The organism is Serratia sp. KG1D, assembly GCF_037150675.1.
Lineage (GTDB): Bacteria > Pseudomonadota > Gammaproteobacteria > Enterobacterales > Enterobacteriaceae > Serratia > Serratia nematodiphila.
The window spans coordinates 1,976,711-1,993,782 of the sequence record NZ_JBAGIH010000001.1 but is presented as its reverse complement, the minus strand read 5'-3'; the positions used below and the strand labels follow the sequence as shown (position 1 = coordinate 1,993,782).

The window sequence follows — 17,072 nt, the reverse complement described above, 5'->3', positions numbered from 1 at the left end:
CCAAAGGCCCTTTATTCAAACCTTTATCCATAAGTATGCATAATTTATTTCTATAAAGAACGTAGGGTTATTAGCGGCTTTATGTTTATTGCCAAAAGAAATCAACAGCATAGTTACCGGTAACATCTTGCGTCAGGCAAGCCATCCTTCTGGAGTGAACTCCGCTGAGCAGTTAAAGAGTCGGTGAAGGGGGAAACGCGGTGGGGTTATGACTCATAAAAATTAATGATGTATTTGCGGACGGCAAGGCTAAGGTGAGGTGGCGTCGGGTTTGGCGGTACGTGAACCCTCAGGCGCCGGTTTTAGCGCATCGGTCGCGATGCGCCGCTTGCCCGCCAGGGAGGGGGATGGTTGTCGTTACGGGTTTAATGAATGTTAAGACCGTAGACGAACAGCCACGAAAACAGCAGCGCCAGCAGGCATGCCATAAAAACGATGGAGATCATTTCCTTCACAACTTCATTCCTTTTCCCGGTGAGCCAAATTTACTTCTCTTTGTTTTTGCGCGAAATTTTAGATCGGTATGGGTAAAAATCCTAGTTTTAATCCTGTTTTTTCCCGGCCTTGCGGCGTAAGCCGCTTCGATAAGCCGTGGCGGCGGTGGGAAATCGGGGACGTTAACTCGTCGTAGCTATTGCTGAACGCCATGAGGCTGACTATATAAAAGGGGGACTGCGTGGCGTCGAAGGCAGCCAGGCTCGCCCCTTGCGGGGCCGTTCATCTGCCTGCGGCGCTTTCCTATGAGATGAAGGAGTCGGCAATGAGCACAAAACCAACTATCGTGCTGGTACACGGATTCTGGGGCGGCGCCGCGCACTGGAGTAAGGTCATCATCGAGTTGTCGCGCAGGGGATATACGGCGATTCATGCGGTGGAAATGCCGTTGACGTCGCTGGCTGAGGATGCGGAACGTACGCGTAAGATGGTCGCGCAGCAAGCGGGACCGGTATTGTTGGTCGGGCACTCTTACGGCGGTGCCGTGATCACGGAAATGGGCAACCAGCCTAACGTGGTTGGCCTGGTCTACATCGCCGCGTTTGCGCCGGATGCCGGTGAAAGTGCCGGCGGTATTACGCAAGCGCATCCTCCTGCGGCAGTCGAGAATCTGGCCCCGGACAGCGACGGTTATCTGTGGATTAAAACCGACAAGTTTCACGAAAGCTTTTGCCAGGATCTGACCGCCGACGAGGCATTGGTGATGGCGGTGGCGCAGAAGGCCCCGCTGGCCGATACCTTTGGCAACACCATCGGCGAGCCCGCCTGGAAACATAAGCCGTCATGGTATCAACTTTCCAGCGACGATCGCATGATAGCGCCGGAGAATCAGCGGCGCATGGCGCAGCGGCTGCAGGCCAAGAAAGTGATGGTGCTGAATGCCAGCCATGCCTCGCTGGTTTCCCATGCCGATGAGGTGGCGGGTTTGATTGACGAAGCGGCAGGTTTGAAATAAAGCAGGGGCAGGAAGGCTCGACATTCTGCGGCAGATTATCCCTTCGCTGCCTATTACGCCGGACGAAAGCGCCGGCGTAATAGGCGCTAATTAGGGATAAGCGCTGATATCGCTATAACAGCATCATCAACACGACGGCGGCGGTAATAATGGCGTAGAGGTCTGCCTTACGCATATCGCCTTAGCGCCCGTTAACGCCGATCATTTCTATTGCCGCGCGATGCAGCCGCTGAAAATAGTCATCGGGCTGCTTTTCTATCTCCTGGATAAGGCTGGCGAGCAGGTTCTGTTTGGTTATCGGCTTGTTGGCGGTCAACACCAGCAGCACATTTTTGCCGAGCAGGCAACATATTTGCTTATGGTATTCATCAACATCGTGCTTGTTGAGGCCATAGAGGGTGTAGTCGATCATGATGTCTAACCTGCTGACAGGTAAATGCCCGCCGCAGCGGGCTGAGAAGCCATAGAAAAATAAAATGATGCAAATTTCGCTTAGGAAGAGACTTAAGCGATGGGGTAACGATAACTGAATGGGAATATTCCTATCAAGCCGTGCGGGGGTAGCGGCGGATGTTTAGGAATAACCTCAGAAGAACAAATAATAGAGAGAACCGTTCTGGGGAATCTGACTTATTATTGTTGTTGCCATTGTTTAAAAAATAAACATGGGTTTTGCAAATGTATAATGCGAAAAAGAAACAGCCGGAAAACGGTGCTTTCCGGCTGTGGTGACATTCACGCGGCGTTATTCACACGGTCTGTTTACGGAACAGTTCGCGGAATACCGGATAGATATCGTCCGGTTCGCGGATATGCTGCATGGCGAAGTTGTCGAATTTCGCCTGCAGATCCTCGTATTCGCGCCACAGCGTTTGGTGAGCGCGGCGAGTGATTTCTATGTAGCTGTAATAACGCACCATCGGCAGGATCTTTTTCGCCAACAGCTCATGACACAGCGGTGAATCGTCGGCCCAGTTGTCGCCGTCCGACGCTTGCGCGGCATAGATATTCCATTGCGCCGGGTCATAACGTTCTTCGACTACGTCATTCATTAACTTCAGCGCGCTGGAAACGATGGTGCCACCGGTTTCCTGCGAATAGAAGAACTCCTGTTCGTCCACCTCTTTCGCCTGGGTGTGATGGCGAATGTAGACCACCTCGACGTTTTTATAGGTTCGGCTCAGGAACAAATAGAGCAGAATGTAAAAACGCTTGGCCATGTCTTTGGTCGCCTGGTCCATCGAGCCGGACACGTCCATCAGGCAGAACATCACCGCCTGGCTGGAGGGCTCCGGCCGGCGCTCATAGTTTTTGTAGCGCAGGTCGAAGGTATCGATAAACGGCACGCTTTCGATTTTCTTGCGCAGTTCGGCAATTTCCTTGCGCAGCCGCTCCTCTTCCAGCAATTGCACCGGCTCGGTATTTTCCAACTGGGTCAGCGCATCTTCCAGCTCGTGCAACGCGCGTCTTTTACCGGCGGTCATGGCGGTTCGTCGCGCCAGCGAATTCTGCAGCGAACGCACGACGCTGATGTTGGCCGGCACGCCATTGGCGGTATAGCCGGCACGATGGGTTTTGAACTCGGTCAACTGCTTGTACTGATTCTTTTTCAGATTGGGCAGGGCGAGATCCTCGAACAAAAGATCGAGGTACTCGTCTTTGGAGATCTGGAAGACGAATTCATCCTGGCCTTCACCGTCCTGGCTGGCGTTGCCCTGGCCGCCGCCACCGCCTGCGCCGCCCTGAGGCCGCTCAACGCGATCGTTCTGCACGAAGTGGTCATTGCCTGGGTGAACACGATGGCGTGTGCCGCCGCGCCCCTGATGAAACATCGGTTCGTTGATATCGTCAGTGGGGATGGAGACCGACTCCCCGCTGTCTACGTCGGTGACCGAACGCTTGTTGATGGCTTCGGCAATCGACTGTTTGATTTGCGACTTGTAACGGCGCAAGAAGCGCTGGCGGTTCACCATGCTCTTGTTTTTGCCGTTCAGCCGTCGGTCAATGAAATAGGCCATACTTCCCCCAAACGACGTTGCCAACTCTTCATGTCCCGGTCGCGACAGCGCAATGTGTAAGCCCCTCCTTGGGCTGCGCTGCAACGTCCATGACTGTGGACATGGCCCTGATAATGCCGCTTACCTGAGGCGTTATGAGGATTTTCTGACCCGCAGATACCATTCACACAACAGGCGCACCTGCTTGCGGGTATAGCCTTTCTCCATCATGCGGTCGACGAAGTCGTCGTGTTTTTTCTGCTCGTCTGTCGAGGTTTTGGCGTTAAATGAAATCACCGGCAACAGCTCTTCGGTATTGGAGAACATTTTCTTCTCGATCACGGTGCGCAGCTTCTCGTAGCTGGTCCAGTTCGGATTGCGGCCGTTGTTGTTGGCGCGGGCGCGCAGCACGAAGTTCACGATTTCGTTGCGGAAATCTTTCGGGTTGCTGATACCGGCCGGTTTTTCAATTTTCTCCAGTTCGGCGTTCAAAGACTCGCGGTCGAACAGCTGACCGGTGTCGGGGTCGCGATACTCCTGATCCTGGATCCAGAAGTCCGCGTAGGTCACGTAACGGTCAAAAATGTTCTGTCCGTATTCCGAGTAGGATTCCAGATAGGCGGTCTGGATCTCTTTGCCGATAAACTCGGCGTATTTCGGGATCAGATAGCCTTTCAGATGTTCGAGGTATTTCTCGGCCAAATCCTGCGGGAACTGTTCGCGTTCGATCTGCTGCTCCAACACATAGAACAGGTGCACCGGGTTGGCTGCCACCTCGGCGTGATCGAAGTTGAATACCCGCGAGAGGATTTTAAAGGCGAAACGGGTGGAGAGGCCGTTCATGCCTTCGTCAACCCCGGCGTAGTCGCGGTACTCCTGATAGGACTTGGCTTTCGGATCGGTATCCTTGAGGCTTTCGCCGTCATACACGCGCATTTTCGAGTAAATGCTCGAGTTTTCCGGCTCTTTCAGCCGCGACAGCACGCTAAAGCGCGCCAGCGTTTCGAGGGTGCCCGGCGCGCAGGGCGCGTGAGTCAGCTCGCTGTGATCCAGCAGCTTGTCGTAAATCTTGATCTCTTCCGACACGCGCAGACAGTAAGGCACCTTGACGATGTACACGCGGTCGAGGAACGCTTCGTTGTTCTTGTTGTTACGGAAGGTCACCCACTCGGATTCATTGGAGTGCGCCAGAATAATGCCGTTGAACGGCAGGGCGGAGATGCCCTCGGTGCCGTTGTAGTTACCTTCCTGAGTCGCCGTCAGCAGCGGATGCAGCACTTTGATCGGCGCTTTGAACATCTCGACGAATTCCATAATCCCCTGGTTGGCGCGGCACAGTGCGCCGGAATAGCCGTAGGCGTCCGGATCGTTCTGCGCGTGGTTCTCCAGCTTACGGATGTCCACTTTACCGACCAGCGCCGAGATGTCCTGGTTGTTCTCATCGCCCGGTTCGGTTTTGGCGATGGCGATCTGCTCCAGGATGGAAGGGCGCACCTTCACGACTTTAAACTTGGTGATATCGCCGCCGAACTCGTGCAGGCGCTTCGCCGCCCACGGCGACATGATGGTGCCGAGATAGCGACTTGGGATGTTGAACTCTTTTTCCAGGATTGAGGCATCTTCCTGAGGGTTGAACAGGCACAGCGGATGATCGTTGACCGGGCTGCGTTCGCCGTTGGCGCTGAGGGTGTAGATGGGCACGCGCTGCATCAACGCTTTAAGGCGTTCTGCCAGTGAGGATTTACCGCCGCCTACCGGGCCCAGCAGGTAAAGGATCTGTTTCTTCTCTTCCAGGCCCTGCGCGGCGTGCTTCAGGTAAGAGACGATCTGTTCGATGGCCTCTTCCATGCCGTAGAATTCTTCGAAGGCCGGATAGCGTGCGATCACGCGGTTGGAGAACAGGCGCGACAGGCGTGATTCTAGTGCAGTGTCGACCATCACAGGTTCACCGATAGCCATCAGCAGACGTTCGGCCGCGTTGGCATAGGCACTGCGATCTTGCCGGCAAATGGTAAGAAATTCCTGCAGTGTGAACTCTTCGTCCTTGGCAGCTTCGTAGCGCTGGCGATAGTGGTCAAATATGTTCATGATGCCCGTCCTTTCGTTATTAGCACAGGTTAAAGAGAGCGTGTGATAGTGTTCTGGCTCCCGAAAGATGAGAATACGCCTGAGTACAGCAACCCGTATGCCAACTTGGTGCGCTTATTATCGCGAGTTGCGCTGTATGCCACTGGGCCCAGGATAAATTCACCTTCTGATTTAAGCTTAGTTTGCTTGCCGGAAAATTTCCTGCCGTAGAAAAAGCTTTTTTTAAGTCATATCAATGACTCAGTTATTGCCGGGATAACCAAATGCCTTGTCTGGCGCGGCCTGCGGGATAAAACGTCATCGTTCCGCCATGATTAATTCATAATTCCGCTATAAGTTATTCGATCTTGGTCGTTTTCCTTTGTAAAGATTAGGCGCGCAACTAAATTTTCACATAAACTATCGCGGCTATTAACCCTGTAATTTATGGAAAAAGAACCAGTGAAGATTTCAAAACTCAAAACGCTAGCAATTATCGCTTCCGCAATGGTTTGTGCGCAAAGTGCTCAGGCGGGGACCTGGTCACTCGGTGCTGCCGCGCTGGTTAGCCCGGACGCGTATCGCGGTTATCAGGACCGCGTTTATCCGGTGCCCGTCATCGACTATGAAGGTGACGACTTCTACTTCCGTACTCTGACCGCCGGTTACTACCTGTGGAAAGATCAAGAAAATCAGCTGAGCATCATGGGGTATTACACGCCATGGGGCTACCGTCCGGGCGACAGCGACGACGATCGCATGAAGCGTCTCGACAAGCGTCGCGGCACGCTGATGGCCGGCCTGGCCTATTCACACAACGCAGAGTGGGGCACCCTTCGTACCACGTTCACCGGCGACACGCTGAACAACAGCAACGGGCTGGTGGGCGATGTCGCTTATCTGTACAAGTTTGATCTGGACGCGCTGACGCTGGTCCCGGGCGTGGGCGTGATGTGGAACAGTAAGAACCAGAACAAATATTACTACGGCGTCAGCGCCAATGAATCACGCCGCAGCGGCCTGGACAGCTACACCCCTGGCGATAGCTGGGCTCCGTATCTCGAGCTGAGCGCCAATTATCAGATCAACAAAAGCTGGAACGCCTTCTTCGTCGGCCGCTATGTGAAATTGTCGGATGAAGTGAAAGACAGCCCGATGGTGGATAAATCTTACACCGGTTTATTGATGACGGGTGTGAGCTACACCTTCTAATCACGCATTGCACAATTATCGTGCGTGTCGTGCATCAAAAAGGGGCGCTGGCGCCCCTTTTGCACATCTGTAGTGCGCTTCCGCGCACGGTTCCTCAGGCCTTCTTACGACTGCGGAAGGTGACACCCAAACGGGCGGGTTGCTCGCCGGCAGCGACCAGCGGTTTGCTGACGCGCCCGGTCTCGATGCAGACCATGGTCTTGTAACCGTCGTTCGGCATATCCCCCATGCTGCAGGAGAGTTCCACGCCGGGGTTCCAGGCGATGACGTCGCTCATATGATGGTGGTGAACCTCGATGGTGCGAGCGAGTGCCGGATCGCGGATCTGGCTGAAAGCTTCCGGGCGGGTATAGACGCGGTCGGTTTGGCCGATGAATGTCACTTCACCCGTCTGATGCGCCTCTGCGCCGCCCGCCACCTTGTCGATATAAGGCTCGCCCAGGCCCGCCACGCTGACCCGATCGATGTCGCCGACCTGGAAGTAACTGTGCAGCGCCGCCGTGGCTTGATAATCGCCGTGCGATTCCAGCTCGATCTCGCACTCTTCACCCAGCTTGAAGCGAGCAATCAGCGTGAAGGCGTGCGGCCACAGTTTGCGGGTCTGCTCATTGTCTTTCAGCGTAAAGGTCAGGATGACGCCGTTCTCATCTTCATCGTGCGCCGTCAGGCTCCAGGGCTGGTTGCGGGCAAAGCCGTGGGAGGGTTGCGCCACCGGGCCGAACCACGGCCAGCAGATCGGCACGCCACCGCGGATGGCCTTGCCTGTGGCGAAAGGCGTGTTGTTGCTGAGCCAAATCACCGGCTGCTCACCGCTGGGCTGCCAGGCCAGCAAATGCGCGCCTTGCAGCGCGACGGCCGCGCGCACTTTCGGGTGCGACACCACAACCACGCCCAGCTCATCGAGTTGCCGCTGGCTGATATAAGGAGAAATTTGTTCGGAAACGGGCAGGGTGAAAATTTTCTCGTTCATTTCATGACCTATTGTTTGCCGGAGATAGAAATGGACCCTATTAGCTTTCGGGTCACAACCAGGCCCTCAGGCGCATGCTTAGACAGTGACTGAGGTGAGTGTGTGCAGCGAACAACGCTGTGACTCGAAAGATGACGGGTAAAAAAAGGGCGACAAAAAAATGTCGCCCTCATTATCAGCTTAACATCATGCCATTACTTGGAGATGTGAGCGATCAGATCCAGAACCTTGTTGGAGTAGCCGGTTTCGTTGTCGTACCAGGAAACCAGTTTCACGAAGTTGTCGTTCAGTGCGATACCGGCTTTGGCATCGAACACGGAAGTCAGCACTTCGCCGTTGAAATCGGTGGAAACCACGTCGTCTTCAACATAGCCCAGAACGCCTTTCATAGAGCCTTCAGCGGCGTCTTTGATGGCTTTCTTGATTTCTTCGTAGGTAGCCGGTTTTTCCAGACGCACGGTCAGGTCGACAACGGACACGTTAGGCGTCGGTACGCGGAACGCCATACCGGTCAGTTTGCCTTTCAGCTCTGGCAGAACCACGCCAACCGCTTTCGCTGCGCCGGTAGAAGAAGGGATGATGTTCTGGGATGCGCCGCGGCCGCCGCGCCAGTCTTTGTGAGACGGGCCATCAACGGTTTTTTGAGTCGCGGTGGTGGCGTGAACGGTGGTCATCAGGCCTTCAACGATGCCGAAGTTGTCGTTGATGACTTTAGCCAGCGGCGCCAGGCAGTTGGTGGTGCAAGAGGCGTTGGACACGATGTCCTGGCCGGCATATTTGTCAAAGTTGGCGCCGCGAACGAACATTGGGGTCGCATCTTTGGATGGGCCAGTCAGAACCACTTTTTTAGCGCCGGCGGTGATGTGTTTACGCGCGGTTTCGTCGGTCAGGAAGATACCGGTCGCTTCAGCAACCACATCAACACCCACTTCGTTCCACTTCAGGTTAGCCGGGTCTTTCTCTGCGGTAACACGGATGGTTTTGCCATTAACAACCAGGTGGCCGTCTTTAACTTCTACCGTACCGTTGAAACGGCCGTGAGTAGAGTCATACTTCAGCATGTAAGCCATGTACTCTGCGTCCAACAGGTCGTTGATTGCAACGATCTCGATGTCAGAACGCTCTTGAGCAGCACGGAAAACAATGCGACCGATACGGCCAAAACCGTTGATACCTACTTTGATAGTCATATATTCCACCAGCTATTTGTTAGTGAATAAAAGGTTGGTTGTAAAATTACAAAAACCTTACCCAGCGTCAAGCGGAATCGTGTCAATACTTGCGGCAAGTCAAACCGGAAGGGTGGTTTTGCACGCTTATTGCACAGTCCATTTGCGCTCGGCCTCATCCGTTATATGGGGACAAGCCGCCAAGTATAAAGTCAGCATACGCAAGATGTGTGATCGTTATCACATATCATCGTGACGTGGCCTTTATGGGCTACAGTTTAGGCCAAAAACCCCTGCAGCGGTGTTAATTTTTTGTTATTATTAATCATTGTTTTCGTTGACATTATCCACATTCAGAGATAAGCACAAATGGCTAAAGAGACAACCCCCGGTCATCCGGTCACGGAACTGAATGAAATCCAACGTTATGTGACGCAACAGCGTGGCACCGAAGCGCCGTTCAGCGGCAAATTGCTGCACAACAAGCGCGAGGGCGTGTACCATTGCCTGTGCTGTAACCAGCCGCTGTTCTATTCCGAAACCAAATACGATTCCGGCTGCGGCTGGCCGAGCTTTTATGAGCCGGTTTCCGCCGATGCAATCCGTTATCTTGATGATAATTCACATAATATGCATCGTGTTGAAATCCGCTGCGGCCACTGCGACGCGCATCTGGGGCACGTTTTCCCTGATGGCCCGCAGCCGACTGGCGACCGCTACTGCGTCAACTCCGCCTCGTTGAGTTTCACCGATGGCGAAAATGGCGACCAAACGGCCGGTTAAGTGGTAATTTAATCAACAAAATCGATTCAGCTAATTATTCATCTGTAAGCGAGAAGGGCTCTGATGGACGTGAAAGATCTGATTGCGGCGATGACGCCCGAGATATACCAGCGCCTGGTGCAGGCGGTTGAGCTTGGCAAGTGGCCGGACGGCGTGGCGCTGACGCCTGAGCAGAAGGAAAACAGCCTGCAGGCGGTGATGCTGTGGCAGTCGATGAATAACGTCGATCCGCAGCACATGAGCATCGGCACCGACGGACAGATCGTGATGAAGAGCAAGCAAGAACTGAAGCAGCAGTTTGTTGCCGAGCCGCTGGTCAAACTTAAACCGCAGTAAGCTGTCCCTAAAGCGGGGCGATGTCGCCATCGCCCCGTCGATTTACCGTTTCTCGCCTTTTATTCCCAGCGACTCCGCCAGCTGTTGCGCCAGCCGGTTATTGTCGTCCGCGCCGTACTCCCAGAACATCGCTCCCCCCAATCCCCGGCTTTTGATGTACTCGGCTTTGATAGCCACCGAACGCGGGTTCTCGTAGGAGATAGCGAACAGCGGTTTGCCTTCGGCGGATTGCAGCGTCAGGTAAGGCACTTTGGCGGCGTCATCCCAGTGCTCGCGGAAACGCTGCTGCGGATCGTTGAGCAATTTGCTGACGATATCGCGGTATTTAAAGTAAGTGTCTTTGCTGAGATCCAACCCCAGCGTGCGGAACAGAGCGGTTTCTCGCGCACTGAAATAAGGCTGCGTCACCGGATGTTTGGCGGCGTCCGGCTTGTCCCAGTCGATGCCCGGCTCGGTCGCTCGTTTCGGCACCCGGCCGTAGAAACCGATACCCAGGTTCATCTGCGCCGGTTTTAATCCGGCGGCCAGATAATGTTTTACCACGGAATCGGCGCTGTAGCGGTCGGCGGCGGCTACGGTTGGCCAACGCGTTGAATCGTACAGGTTGGCATTGAAGTACTGCGTGCCGTAAGCCATATCGTAGGTCATCAGATTGATGTAGTTGAGGTAAGGGGCAATGCTTTTCACATCGACCCATTCCTGCGGGCTTTTGACGTTGGCCCCGACGGCGATGGTTAACAGCTTGCCTTTACCCAGCGCCTGATGAAGCTCTCTCAGCAGCAGGGTGAAGTTGTCGCGGTCTGCCGGTTGGCTTTCCACCAAACCCCAGGCGCCGTTTACCGGGTATTCCCAGTCCAGATCGATCCCATCCAGCCGGTACTGTGCGATCACCTGCAACGCGGAGCGAATGAATATCGCCCGGTTTTCCGCGGTGGCGGCGGCGCCGGAGAAACCGCGTGCGCCCCAGCCGCCGACCGACAACAGCACTTTCAGCTCGGGGTTCTGTTTGCGCAGCACCGGCAGACGTTGCAGATCGGCCGTGACTTTCGGCGACAGGTAGATCTGGTGACGGCGAGCGGGGTCTTTCAGCGCCGCATTGGTTTCGTCTTTCTCGTCGTTGTAGATCAGGCCGAACGAATAGTTGAGATGGGTGATTTGCGTCACGTCCAGCTTGTCGATGTCGCCACCGGGGCCGGCGGTGACATCGCCGCCGCCGTTGAAGTAGCCGACGGAGAGATAGGCCGCCTGGGCCGTGCTTGCGCCGGCCATAGACAACTGCACCGCCGCCAGCAAAGGCAGCAGTTTTCGGGTTATTTTCATGTCTGTCTCCTTGTGGTCGGCAAGGCCGACCGTACCGCCAGGGGCGGGCACAATAAAGCCGGGTTCAGTGGGCCCCGGATGCGTATAACCGATTGACGCCAAAAGCGTCGCAGCCATAACAGCAAAAGCGCCTGCCGGTCACAAGCCGTTGGGGAAGAAGAAAGGTGGTATTGTGAGCGGCGTCGATAATTTCGCCGCTGCGTAGAGAGGGCGCCGGTGGCGCCCGAGAGGATTTAGTTGGCGAGAAACTGTGACAGGGTAACTAGCTGTGCGCCGGCGCGCGCCATGTCCTGCAGCGCTCGTTCACTGTCGCCCGGCTGCAGATTCACGCCGCGGCAGCCGTCGACGATCACCTGCGTCGGATAGCCGGCAGCCAGTGCATCCAGCACGCTGAACTTCACGCAGTAGTCGGTCGCCAGGCCCATGATCGCCAGCCGCCGGACGCCCTGCGAGTGCAGCCAGCCGTGCAGTTCGGTCTGCGCCCGGTGGCCGTTATCGAAGAACGCGCTGTAGCTGTCGATGCTCGTATCCTGCCCTTTGCGAAAAACGGCATTGATGTGTTGCCGCTGCAATTGAGGATGAAAATCGGCGCCGTGGCTCCCTTGCACGCAGTGCACCGGCCACCACACCTGCGGCAGGCCTTCCAGCTGGCCGAGGGTGCCGACCTGCGCATGGGAGTTCACCGCAAAGCTGCGGTGATTGGCGGGATGCCAGTCCTGGCTGGCCACCACCGGCTCGCCCCGCGCCAGGCAGGCGGCGATCGCCTGATTGGCGACCGGAATGACGGCGTCGCCCTCCGTGACCGCCAGCGCGCCGCCGGGGCAGAAATCGTTTTGCAGATCGATCAACAACAGGGCCGTTTTCATCGCCGCTCCAGAGTTCAGTAGGTTAACCGTTGATGCTCAGCTCGCCGCGCAGATCTTGCTGCATCCGGGCGCGGATTTGTTCCGGCGTCAGCGGCTGGCTCAACAGATAGTGCAGCTTGGTCAGGGCGGCTTCCACCGTCATGTCGAAACCGCTGATCACCCCGGCATGCGCCAGCGCGTTGCCGGTGGCGTAGCCTTCCATATTGACGCGCCCGGAGATGCACTGCGTCAGGTTGACCACCACGATGCCGCGTTCAGAGGCCGCACGCAACTCGTCGATCAGCTCGGCCTTTTGCGGCGCGTTGCCGACGCCGTAGGAGCGCAGGATCAGCGCCTTGACCGGCTGCAACAGGAAATTACGCACCACCGCGCCGGAAATGCCCGGATAGATGGTGACCACGCCGATCGGCTGCGGCGTGATGTCATGCACCTGCAACGCGCCGTTGCAAGCCGGGCTGTCGATGCCTTGCTGGCGGCGAATGTGGATGCCGGCTTCCAGCAGCGGCGGCAAATTCGGGGAGGCGAAGGCGTCGAAGCCGTCGGCGTGCGCTTTGGTGGTGCGGTTGCCGCGGAACAGCTTGTTGTTGAAGAACAGGCTGACTTCGTTCACCGGATGGTTGGCCGCCAGATACAGCGCGTTGAGCAGGTTGGTTTGGCCATCGGAGCGCAGCTCCGCCAGCGGGATCTGCGAGCCGGTGACGATCACCGGTTTGGCCAGGTTTTCCAGCATGAAGGAAAGCGCAGAGGCGGTGAACGCCATGGTGTCGGTGCCGTGCAGGATCACGAAGCCGTCGTAGCGATCGTAGTTCTGCTTGATGTCGTCGGCGATGTGCTGCCAGTCTTCCGGCGTCATGTCAGAAGAGTCAATCAATGGCGCGTATTCATGAATGGTGAAATCCGGCATCTCCGGCCGATGGAATTCGGGCATCAGCGCCAGCTGGCGCTGCAGGTGGCCGGAAACCGGGATGTAGCCGTGATCGGAACGCTGCATGCCGATGGTGCCGCCGGTGTAGGCGACGTAAATGGATTTCTTTTGCATGGTTATGATTTTAACAAAGATAAGATGGGCTGAATTATAGGGACATGGCGGCAGAAAAAAAGCCCGGCGGTGGCCGGGCTGCAGAATTATTTGTTAGCGGACTTCTCCGCAGGTGAGACAGATCGCATAACGGTTTTGCGGATCGTTCAGGTTATTGAACAAGCCCGGTTGTTCTTTCACCGCGTTGGCGACCGAAGCCAGCGGGGCGGGCAGCATGGCCTGAATCGCGGCCGGCAGCATGGCGTGAATGGAAACGCCAAACTGGCTGAGCACCATATCGCTCAGGCTTGGGGTATCGACGAACCAGTCGAGCTGCCACTGCTGCAGCTTTGCCAGCTCGGCGGCTTTCTTCACCGCGTCGTCGAAATCGCCCAACTGATCGACCAGGCCGTTGGCCTTGGCGTCGCTGCCGAGCCAGACGTGGCCCTGTGCGATTTTGTCAACCTGCTGCGGGGTCATCTTGCGTGATTTGGCGACCAGATCGAGGAAGTTCTTATACCCGTTTTCGATATTCAGCTGCATCATCTGCGAGAACTCCTGCGGCAGCGCCTTGGTGACCGCGATATCGGCCAGCGGCGAGGTCGCCACGCCGTCGGTGTGCACACCCAGCGTATCCAGGGTTTTCTCGTAGGTATTGATGATGCCGAAAATGCCGATAGAACCGGTCAGGGTGCTCGGGCTGGCGATGATATAGTCGGCCGGCGTCGAGACCCAGTAGCCGCCCGACGCGGCCATGCCGCCCATCGACACCACCACCGGTTTGCCGGCGGCGCGCACGGCGGCCAGCTCGGAGCGGATCACTTCGGACGCGCTGACGCTGCCGCCTGGGCTGTTGACGCGGAACACCACGGCCTTGACGGCCGGATCCAGACGCGCCTGGCGCAGCTCGGCGGCGGTGGTGTCCCCCCCGACGTTGCCCGGCGTCTGCTGGCCGTCCATGATGGCGCCGTTGGCGAACACCACGGCGATCTTGCCGCCCTGGTTGGCGTCCGGCTTCGGCTGATAGTCGTAGATGCTGATGGCGTTGAAATCGTTCGCCTGTTTGTCCCAGCCGAAGGTCTTGACCAGCTGATTTTCGATCGCGGTGCGCGACGCCAGCTCATCCACCAGCTTATTGTCCAGCGCATAGCGGGCGGTGTCGCCACCGGCCGCCTGCAGGCCGCTCAGCACGCCGGCTGCGCCCGGGAACAGCTGCTGCGGCGTCAGCTGGCGGTTGGCGGCCACGGTCTCCAGGTAGTTCTGCCACAGGCCGCCGATCCAACGGCTGTCCGCTTCGCGCGCCGCCGGGGACATATCGTCGCGGATCAGCGGTTCGACCGCCGATTTATAGGTGCCGACGCGGAAGATATTGGTGGTGACCTTGAGCATGTCCAGCAACGACTTGTAGTACAGGTTGTTGGTGGCGAAACCGTGCAGATCGACCGCGCCCTGCGGCGACAGGTAGACCTTGTTGGCGTAGCTGGCCAGGTAGTATTGCGTTTGGTTGTAGCTGTCGCCGATGGCGAAGATCGGTTTGCCGCTGTCGCGGAACTCGCGCAGCGCTTTGCCGATATAGCGCAGCGACGGCTGATCGGCGCCGGCGAAGTCATTCAACTGCAACACCATGCCGGTAATGTTTTTGTCGTCTTTGGCCTTGCGGATACTGTCGACTACATCGAACAGCGAGTTTTCCTGCAGGCGGCTACTGGAGGCGCCCAACAGTTCGCGGCCCCATTGCCGCACCCGGTTGTTTACCGAAGGCTGATCGACCACCACGCCGCTTAAATCGACCAGCAACGCGCCGCGCGCCGGGGCCGCCGAGGTGGAGGAACTTTGGAAGGACAGATAGATGCCAACCCCAACCAGGATCAGCAAGACCAGGAACAGGTTAAGGATCAGTTCCCTGATAAAATTCAGCAGACGCCATGTCCACCGGAAAATGCCGGCAAAAATTTGCCACAATGTGCGCATGTGCTCTCCAACAAGAGTCGAGAATGTTCCGCTATCCTAATGAGCGGCCGGGTAAATGTCAGCTTTAAATCGTGGCACACGGACGCTATCGCCGAGGCTGTAACTCGTCGTTTAGCTATGTTAACGTGGCCGGAATGAAAATTGTTATCAGGAGTTTACAATGGATGCTCTGGATCTTTTATTGAATCGCCGCTCGGCTTCGCGCCTGGCGGAACCGGCGCCGGCGGGGGAAGTGCGCCAAAATATCATCAACGCGGGCCTGCGTGCGCCCGATCACGGCGCGCTGCAGCCGTGGCGTTTCGTGATGATCGAGAATCAGGGTCTGGAGCGCTTCAGCCAGCTGCTGCAGGCGGCGGCGAAGCAGGATCGGCTGGACGAAGCGGCGATTGAAAAAGCCGCCAAGGCGCCGTTCCGCGCGCCGCTGATCATCACCGTCATCGCGCATTGCACTGAGGAAACCAAGGTGCCGCGCTGGGAGCAGGTGGTTTCCGCCGGTTGCGCCGTGCAGGCGATGCAGATGGCGGCGCTGGCGCAGGGCTTTAACGGCATCTGGCGCACCGGCGCCTGGACCGAGCATGCGCTGGTGCGCGAAGCCTTCGGCTGCCGCGAGCAGGATGAGATCGTCGGTTTCCTCTACCTGGGCACGCCGCAGCTGAAGGCCGCCACCAAAGTGACGCCGCCGGACAGCACGCCTTTCGTCAGCTATTTCTAAGTTTTTTCCAACGGGGTGCGGCGAAAATGCGCCAAACCCCGCAAAATTGCATGGTTTCTGAGCAGGCCGCTCGCTTATCCGCGGCGCGCTCTTATCAATCCCCTCGGCAAGCGCTACCCTATGTTATCTTGAGTGCCGTTACCGAAGGGAGTGGACTATGACATCGCCAGCGATCCGTTTAACCCAGTACAGCCATGGCGCTGGCTGCGGCTGCAAAATCTCACCGAAAGTTCTCGAAACCATCTTGCACAGCGAGCGGGAAAAATTTGTCGATCCGCGTCTGTTGGTCGGCAATGAAACCCGCGACGACGCGGCGGTGTATGACATCGGCAACGGCGTCGGCATCATCAGCACTACCGACTTCTTCATGCCGATCGTCGACGATCCGTTCGATTTCGGCCGTATCGCCGCCGCTAACGCCATCAGCGACGTGTACGCCATGGGCGGCAAACCGATCATGGCGATCGCCATTCTCGGCTGGCCAATCGCCAAACTGCCGCCGGAGGTGGCGCAGCAGGTGATCGACGGCGGACGTTTCGCCTGCCAGCAGGCGGGGATCGCGCTGGCCGGCGGCCATTCCATCGATGCGCCGGAACCTATCTTCGGCCTGGCGGTCACTGGCGTGGTCAACACCGAGCGAGTGAAAAAGAACAGCGCCGCACAGGCCGGGGCGCAACTCTATCTGACCAAGCCGCTGGGCATTGGCGTGCTGACGACCGCCGAGAAGCAAAGCAAGCTGCGCCCTGAACATCAAGGGCTGGCGACGGACGTGATGTGCCGCCTGAATAAGCCGGGCGCCGACTTTGCCGAAGTGGCGGGCGTCACGGCGATGACCGATATCACCGGCTTTGGCTTGCTGGGCCACCTGAGCGAGGTATGCCAGGGTTCCGGTCTGCAGGCGACGGTCTGGTTCGATCGGGTGCCGAAGCTGCCGCACGTCGAGGCGTATATTGCCGAGGGCTGCGTGCCGGGCGGCACCGGGCGCAACTTCGACAGCTACGGCCATCTGGTGGGCGAGATGAGCGATTTGCAGCGTCAGCTGCTGTGCGATCCGCAAACCTCCGGCGGTTTGCTGTTGGCGGTATTGCCTGAGGCGCAGGCGCAGGTGCTGGCGATTGCCGAGCAGCATGGCATCACGCTCAATCCTATCGGTGAGCTGCATGCCGCACAGGCAGGTAAACCGCTGATCGAGGTTGTGTAG

At 57.2% G+C, this 17,072-nt stretch carries 15 protein-coding genes; 6 read left to right on the top strand and 9 right to left on the bottom strand.

Annotated elements, in window-relative coordinates:
- Positions 1–760: 760 nt before the first annotated feature.
- Positions 761–1,450 carry an alpha/beta hydrolase gene (locus WFM45_RS09680; RefSeq protein ID WP_004932239.1) on the top strand — a complete coding sequence of 230 codons (690 nt, stop codon included), beginning with the start codon at positions 761–763 and terminating at the stop codon, positions 1,448–1,450.
- Positions 1,451–1,631: 181 nt separating this feature from the next.
- Here the strand turns inward: WFM45_RS09680 and WFM45_RS09675 are convergent, their stop codons facing one another.
- The 3 genes from WFM45_RS09675 to yeaG all read right to left on the bottom strand — a co-directional run bounded on the left by WFM45_RS09675 (position 1,632) and on the right by yeaG (position 5,535).
- Positions 1,632–1,862 carry a hypothetical protein gene (locus WFM45_RS09675; protein WP_004932237.1) on the bottom strand — a complete coding sequence of 77 codons (231 nt, stop codon included), beginning with the start codon at positions 1,860–1,862 and terminating at the stop codon, positions 1,632–1,634.
- Between the two features lie 337 nt (positions 1,863–2,199).
- Positions 2,200–3,468, bottom strand: coding sequence for a YeaH/YhbH family protein (locus WFM45_RS09670; protein ID WP_004932234.1), 1,269 nt, complete (start codon positions 3,466–3,468; stop codon positions 2,200–2,202).
- A gap of 132 nt (positions 3,469–3,600) precedes the next feature.
- A complete protein-coding gene (gene yeaG / locus WFM45_RS09665) occupies positions 3,601–5,535 on the bottom strand; it encodes a protein kinase YeaG (RefSeq protein WP_004932230.1) in 1,935 nt (644 codons plus the stop codon).
- A gap of 426 nt (positions 5,536–5,961) precedes the next feature.
- Here yeaG and WFM45_RS09660 point away from each other — a divergent pair, with 426 nt between their 5' ends.
- Complete coding sequence (locus WFM45_RS09660; RefSeq protein WP_015378103.1) at positions 5,962–6,726, top strand: MipA/OmpV family protein; 765 nt, start codon at positions 5,962–5,964, stop codon at positions 6,724–6,726.
- 94 nt (positions 6,727–6,820) lie between these two features.
- Here WFM45_RS09660 and WFM45_RS09655 read toward each other — a convergent pair whose 3' ends face one another.
- Both WFM45_RS09655 and gapA read right to left on the bottom strand, forming a co-directional pair.
- A complete protein-coding gene (locus WFM45_RS09655; RefSeq protein WP_021503854.1) occupies positions 6,821–7,696 on the bottom strand; it encodes a D-hexose-6-phosphate mutarotase in 876 nt (291 codons plus the stop codon).
- Positions 7,697–7,890: 194 nt separating this feature from the next.
- Positions 7,891–8,886, bottom strand: a complete 996-nt coding sequence (gapA, locus tag WFM45_RS09650; protein WP_016927474.1) for a glyceraldehyde-3-phosphate dehydrogenase — start codon at positions 8,884–8,886, stop codon at positions 7,891–7,893.
- Positions 8,887–9,234: 348 nt separating this feature from the next.
- Between gapA and msrB the strand changes: the two genes are divergently transcribed.
- Positions 9,235–9,648: a peptide-methionine (R)-S-oxide reductase MsrB gene (msrB, locus tag WFM45_RS09645; protein WP_004932219.1), complete on the top strand. Its 414-nt coding sequence runs from the start codon at positions 9,235–9,237 to the stop codon at positions 9,646–9,648.
- Positions 9,649–9,711: 63 nt separating this feature from the next.
- On the top strand, positions 9,712–9,984 hold the full coding sequence (locus WFM45_RS09640) for a YeaC family protein (RefSeq protein ID WP_004932218.1): 273 nt from the start codon (positions 9,712–9,714) through the stop codon (positions 9,982–9,984).
- 42 nt (positions 9,985–10,026) lie between these two features.
- Here WFM45_RS09640 and WFM45_RS09635 read toward each other — a convergent pair whose 3' ends face one another.
- The 4 genes from WFM45_RS09635 to sppA form a co-directional block, all read right to left on the bottom strand.
- On the bottom strand, positions 10,027–11,304 hold the full coding sequence (locus WFM45_RS09635; RefSeq protein WP_103085345.1) for a glycoside hydrolase family 18 protein: 1,278 nt from the start codon (positions 11,302–11,304) through the stop codon (positions 10,027–10,029).
- 233 nt (positions 11,305–11,537) lie between these two features.
- On the bottom strand, positions 11,538–12,170 hold the full coding sequence (pncA, locus tag WFM45_RS09630; RefSeq protein WP_033632866.1) for a bifunctional nicotinamidase/pyrazinamidase: 633 nt from the start codon (positions 12,168–12,170) through the stop codon (positions 11,538–11,540).
- A 22-nt stretch (positions 12,171–12,192) separates the two neighbouring features.
- Positions 12,193–13,209 (bottom strand): asparaginase, encoded by a 1,017-nt coding sequence (ansA, locus tag WFM45_RS09625; protein ID WP_336955335.1) that lies wholly within the window; start codon positions 13,207–13,209, stop codon positions 12,193–12,195.
- A gap of 93 nt (positions 13,210–13,302) precedes the next feature.
- Positions 13,303–15,159: a signal peptide peptidase SppA gene (gene sppA, locus WFM45_RS09620; protein ID WP_082996723.1), complete on the bottom strand. Its 1,857-nt coding sequence runs from the start codon at positions 15,157–15,159 to the stop codon at positions 13,303–13,305.
- Between the two features lie 160 nt (positions 15,160–15,319).
- On the opposite strand from sppA, the gene WFM45_RS09615 reads away from it, so the two are divergent.
- Both WFM45_RS09615 and selD read left to right on the top strand, forming a co-directional pair.
- Complete coding sequence (locus WFM45_RS09615) at positions 15,320–15,871, top strand: NAD(P)H nitroreductase (protein WP_033632868.1); 552 nt, start codon at positions 15,320–15,322, stop codon at positions 15,869–15,871.
- A gap of 157 nt (positions 15,872–16,028) precedes the next feature.
- Complete coding sequence (gene selD / locus WFM45_RS09610; RefSeq protein WP_016927479.1) at positions 16,029–17,072, top strand: selenide, water dikinase SelD; 1,044 nt, start codon at positions 16,029–16,031, stop codon at positions 17,070–17,072.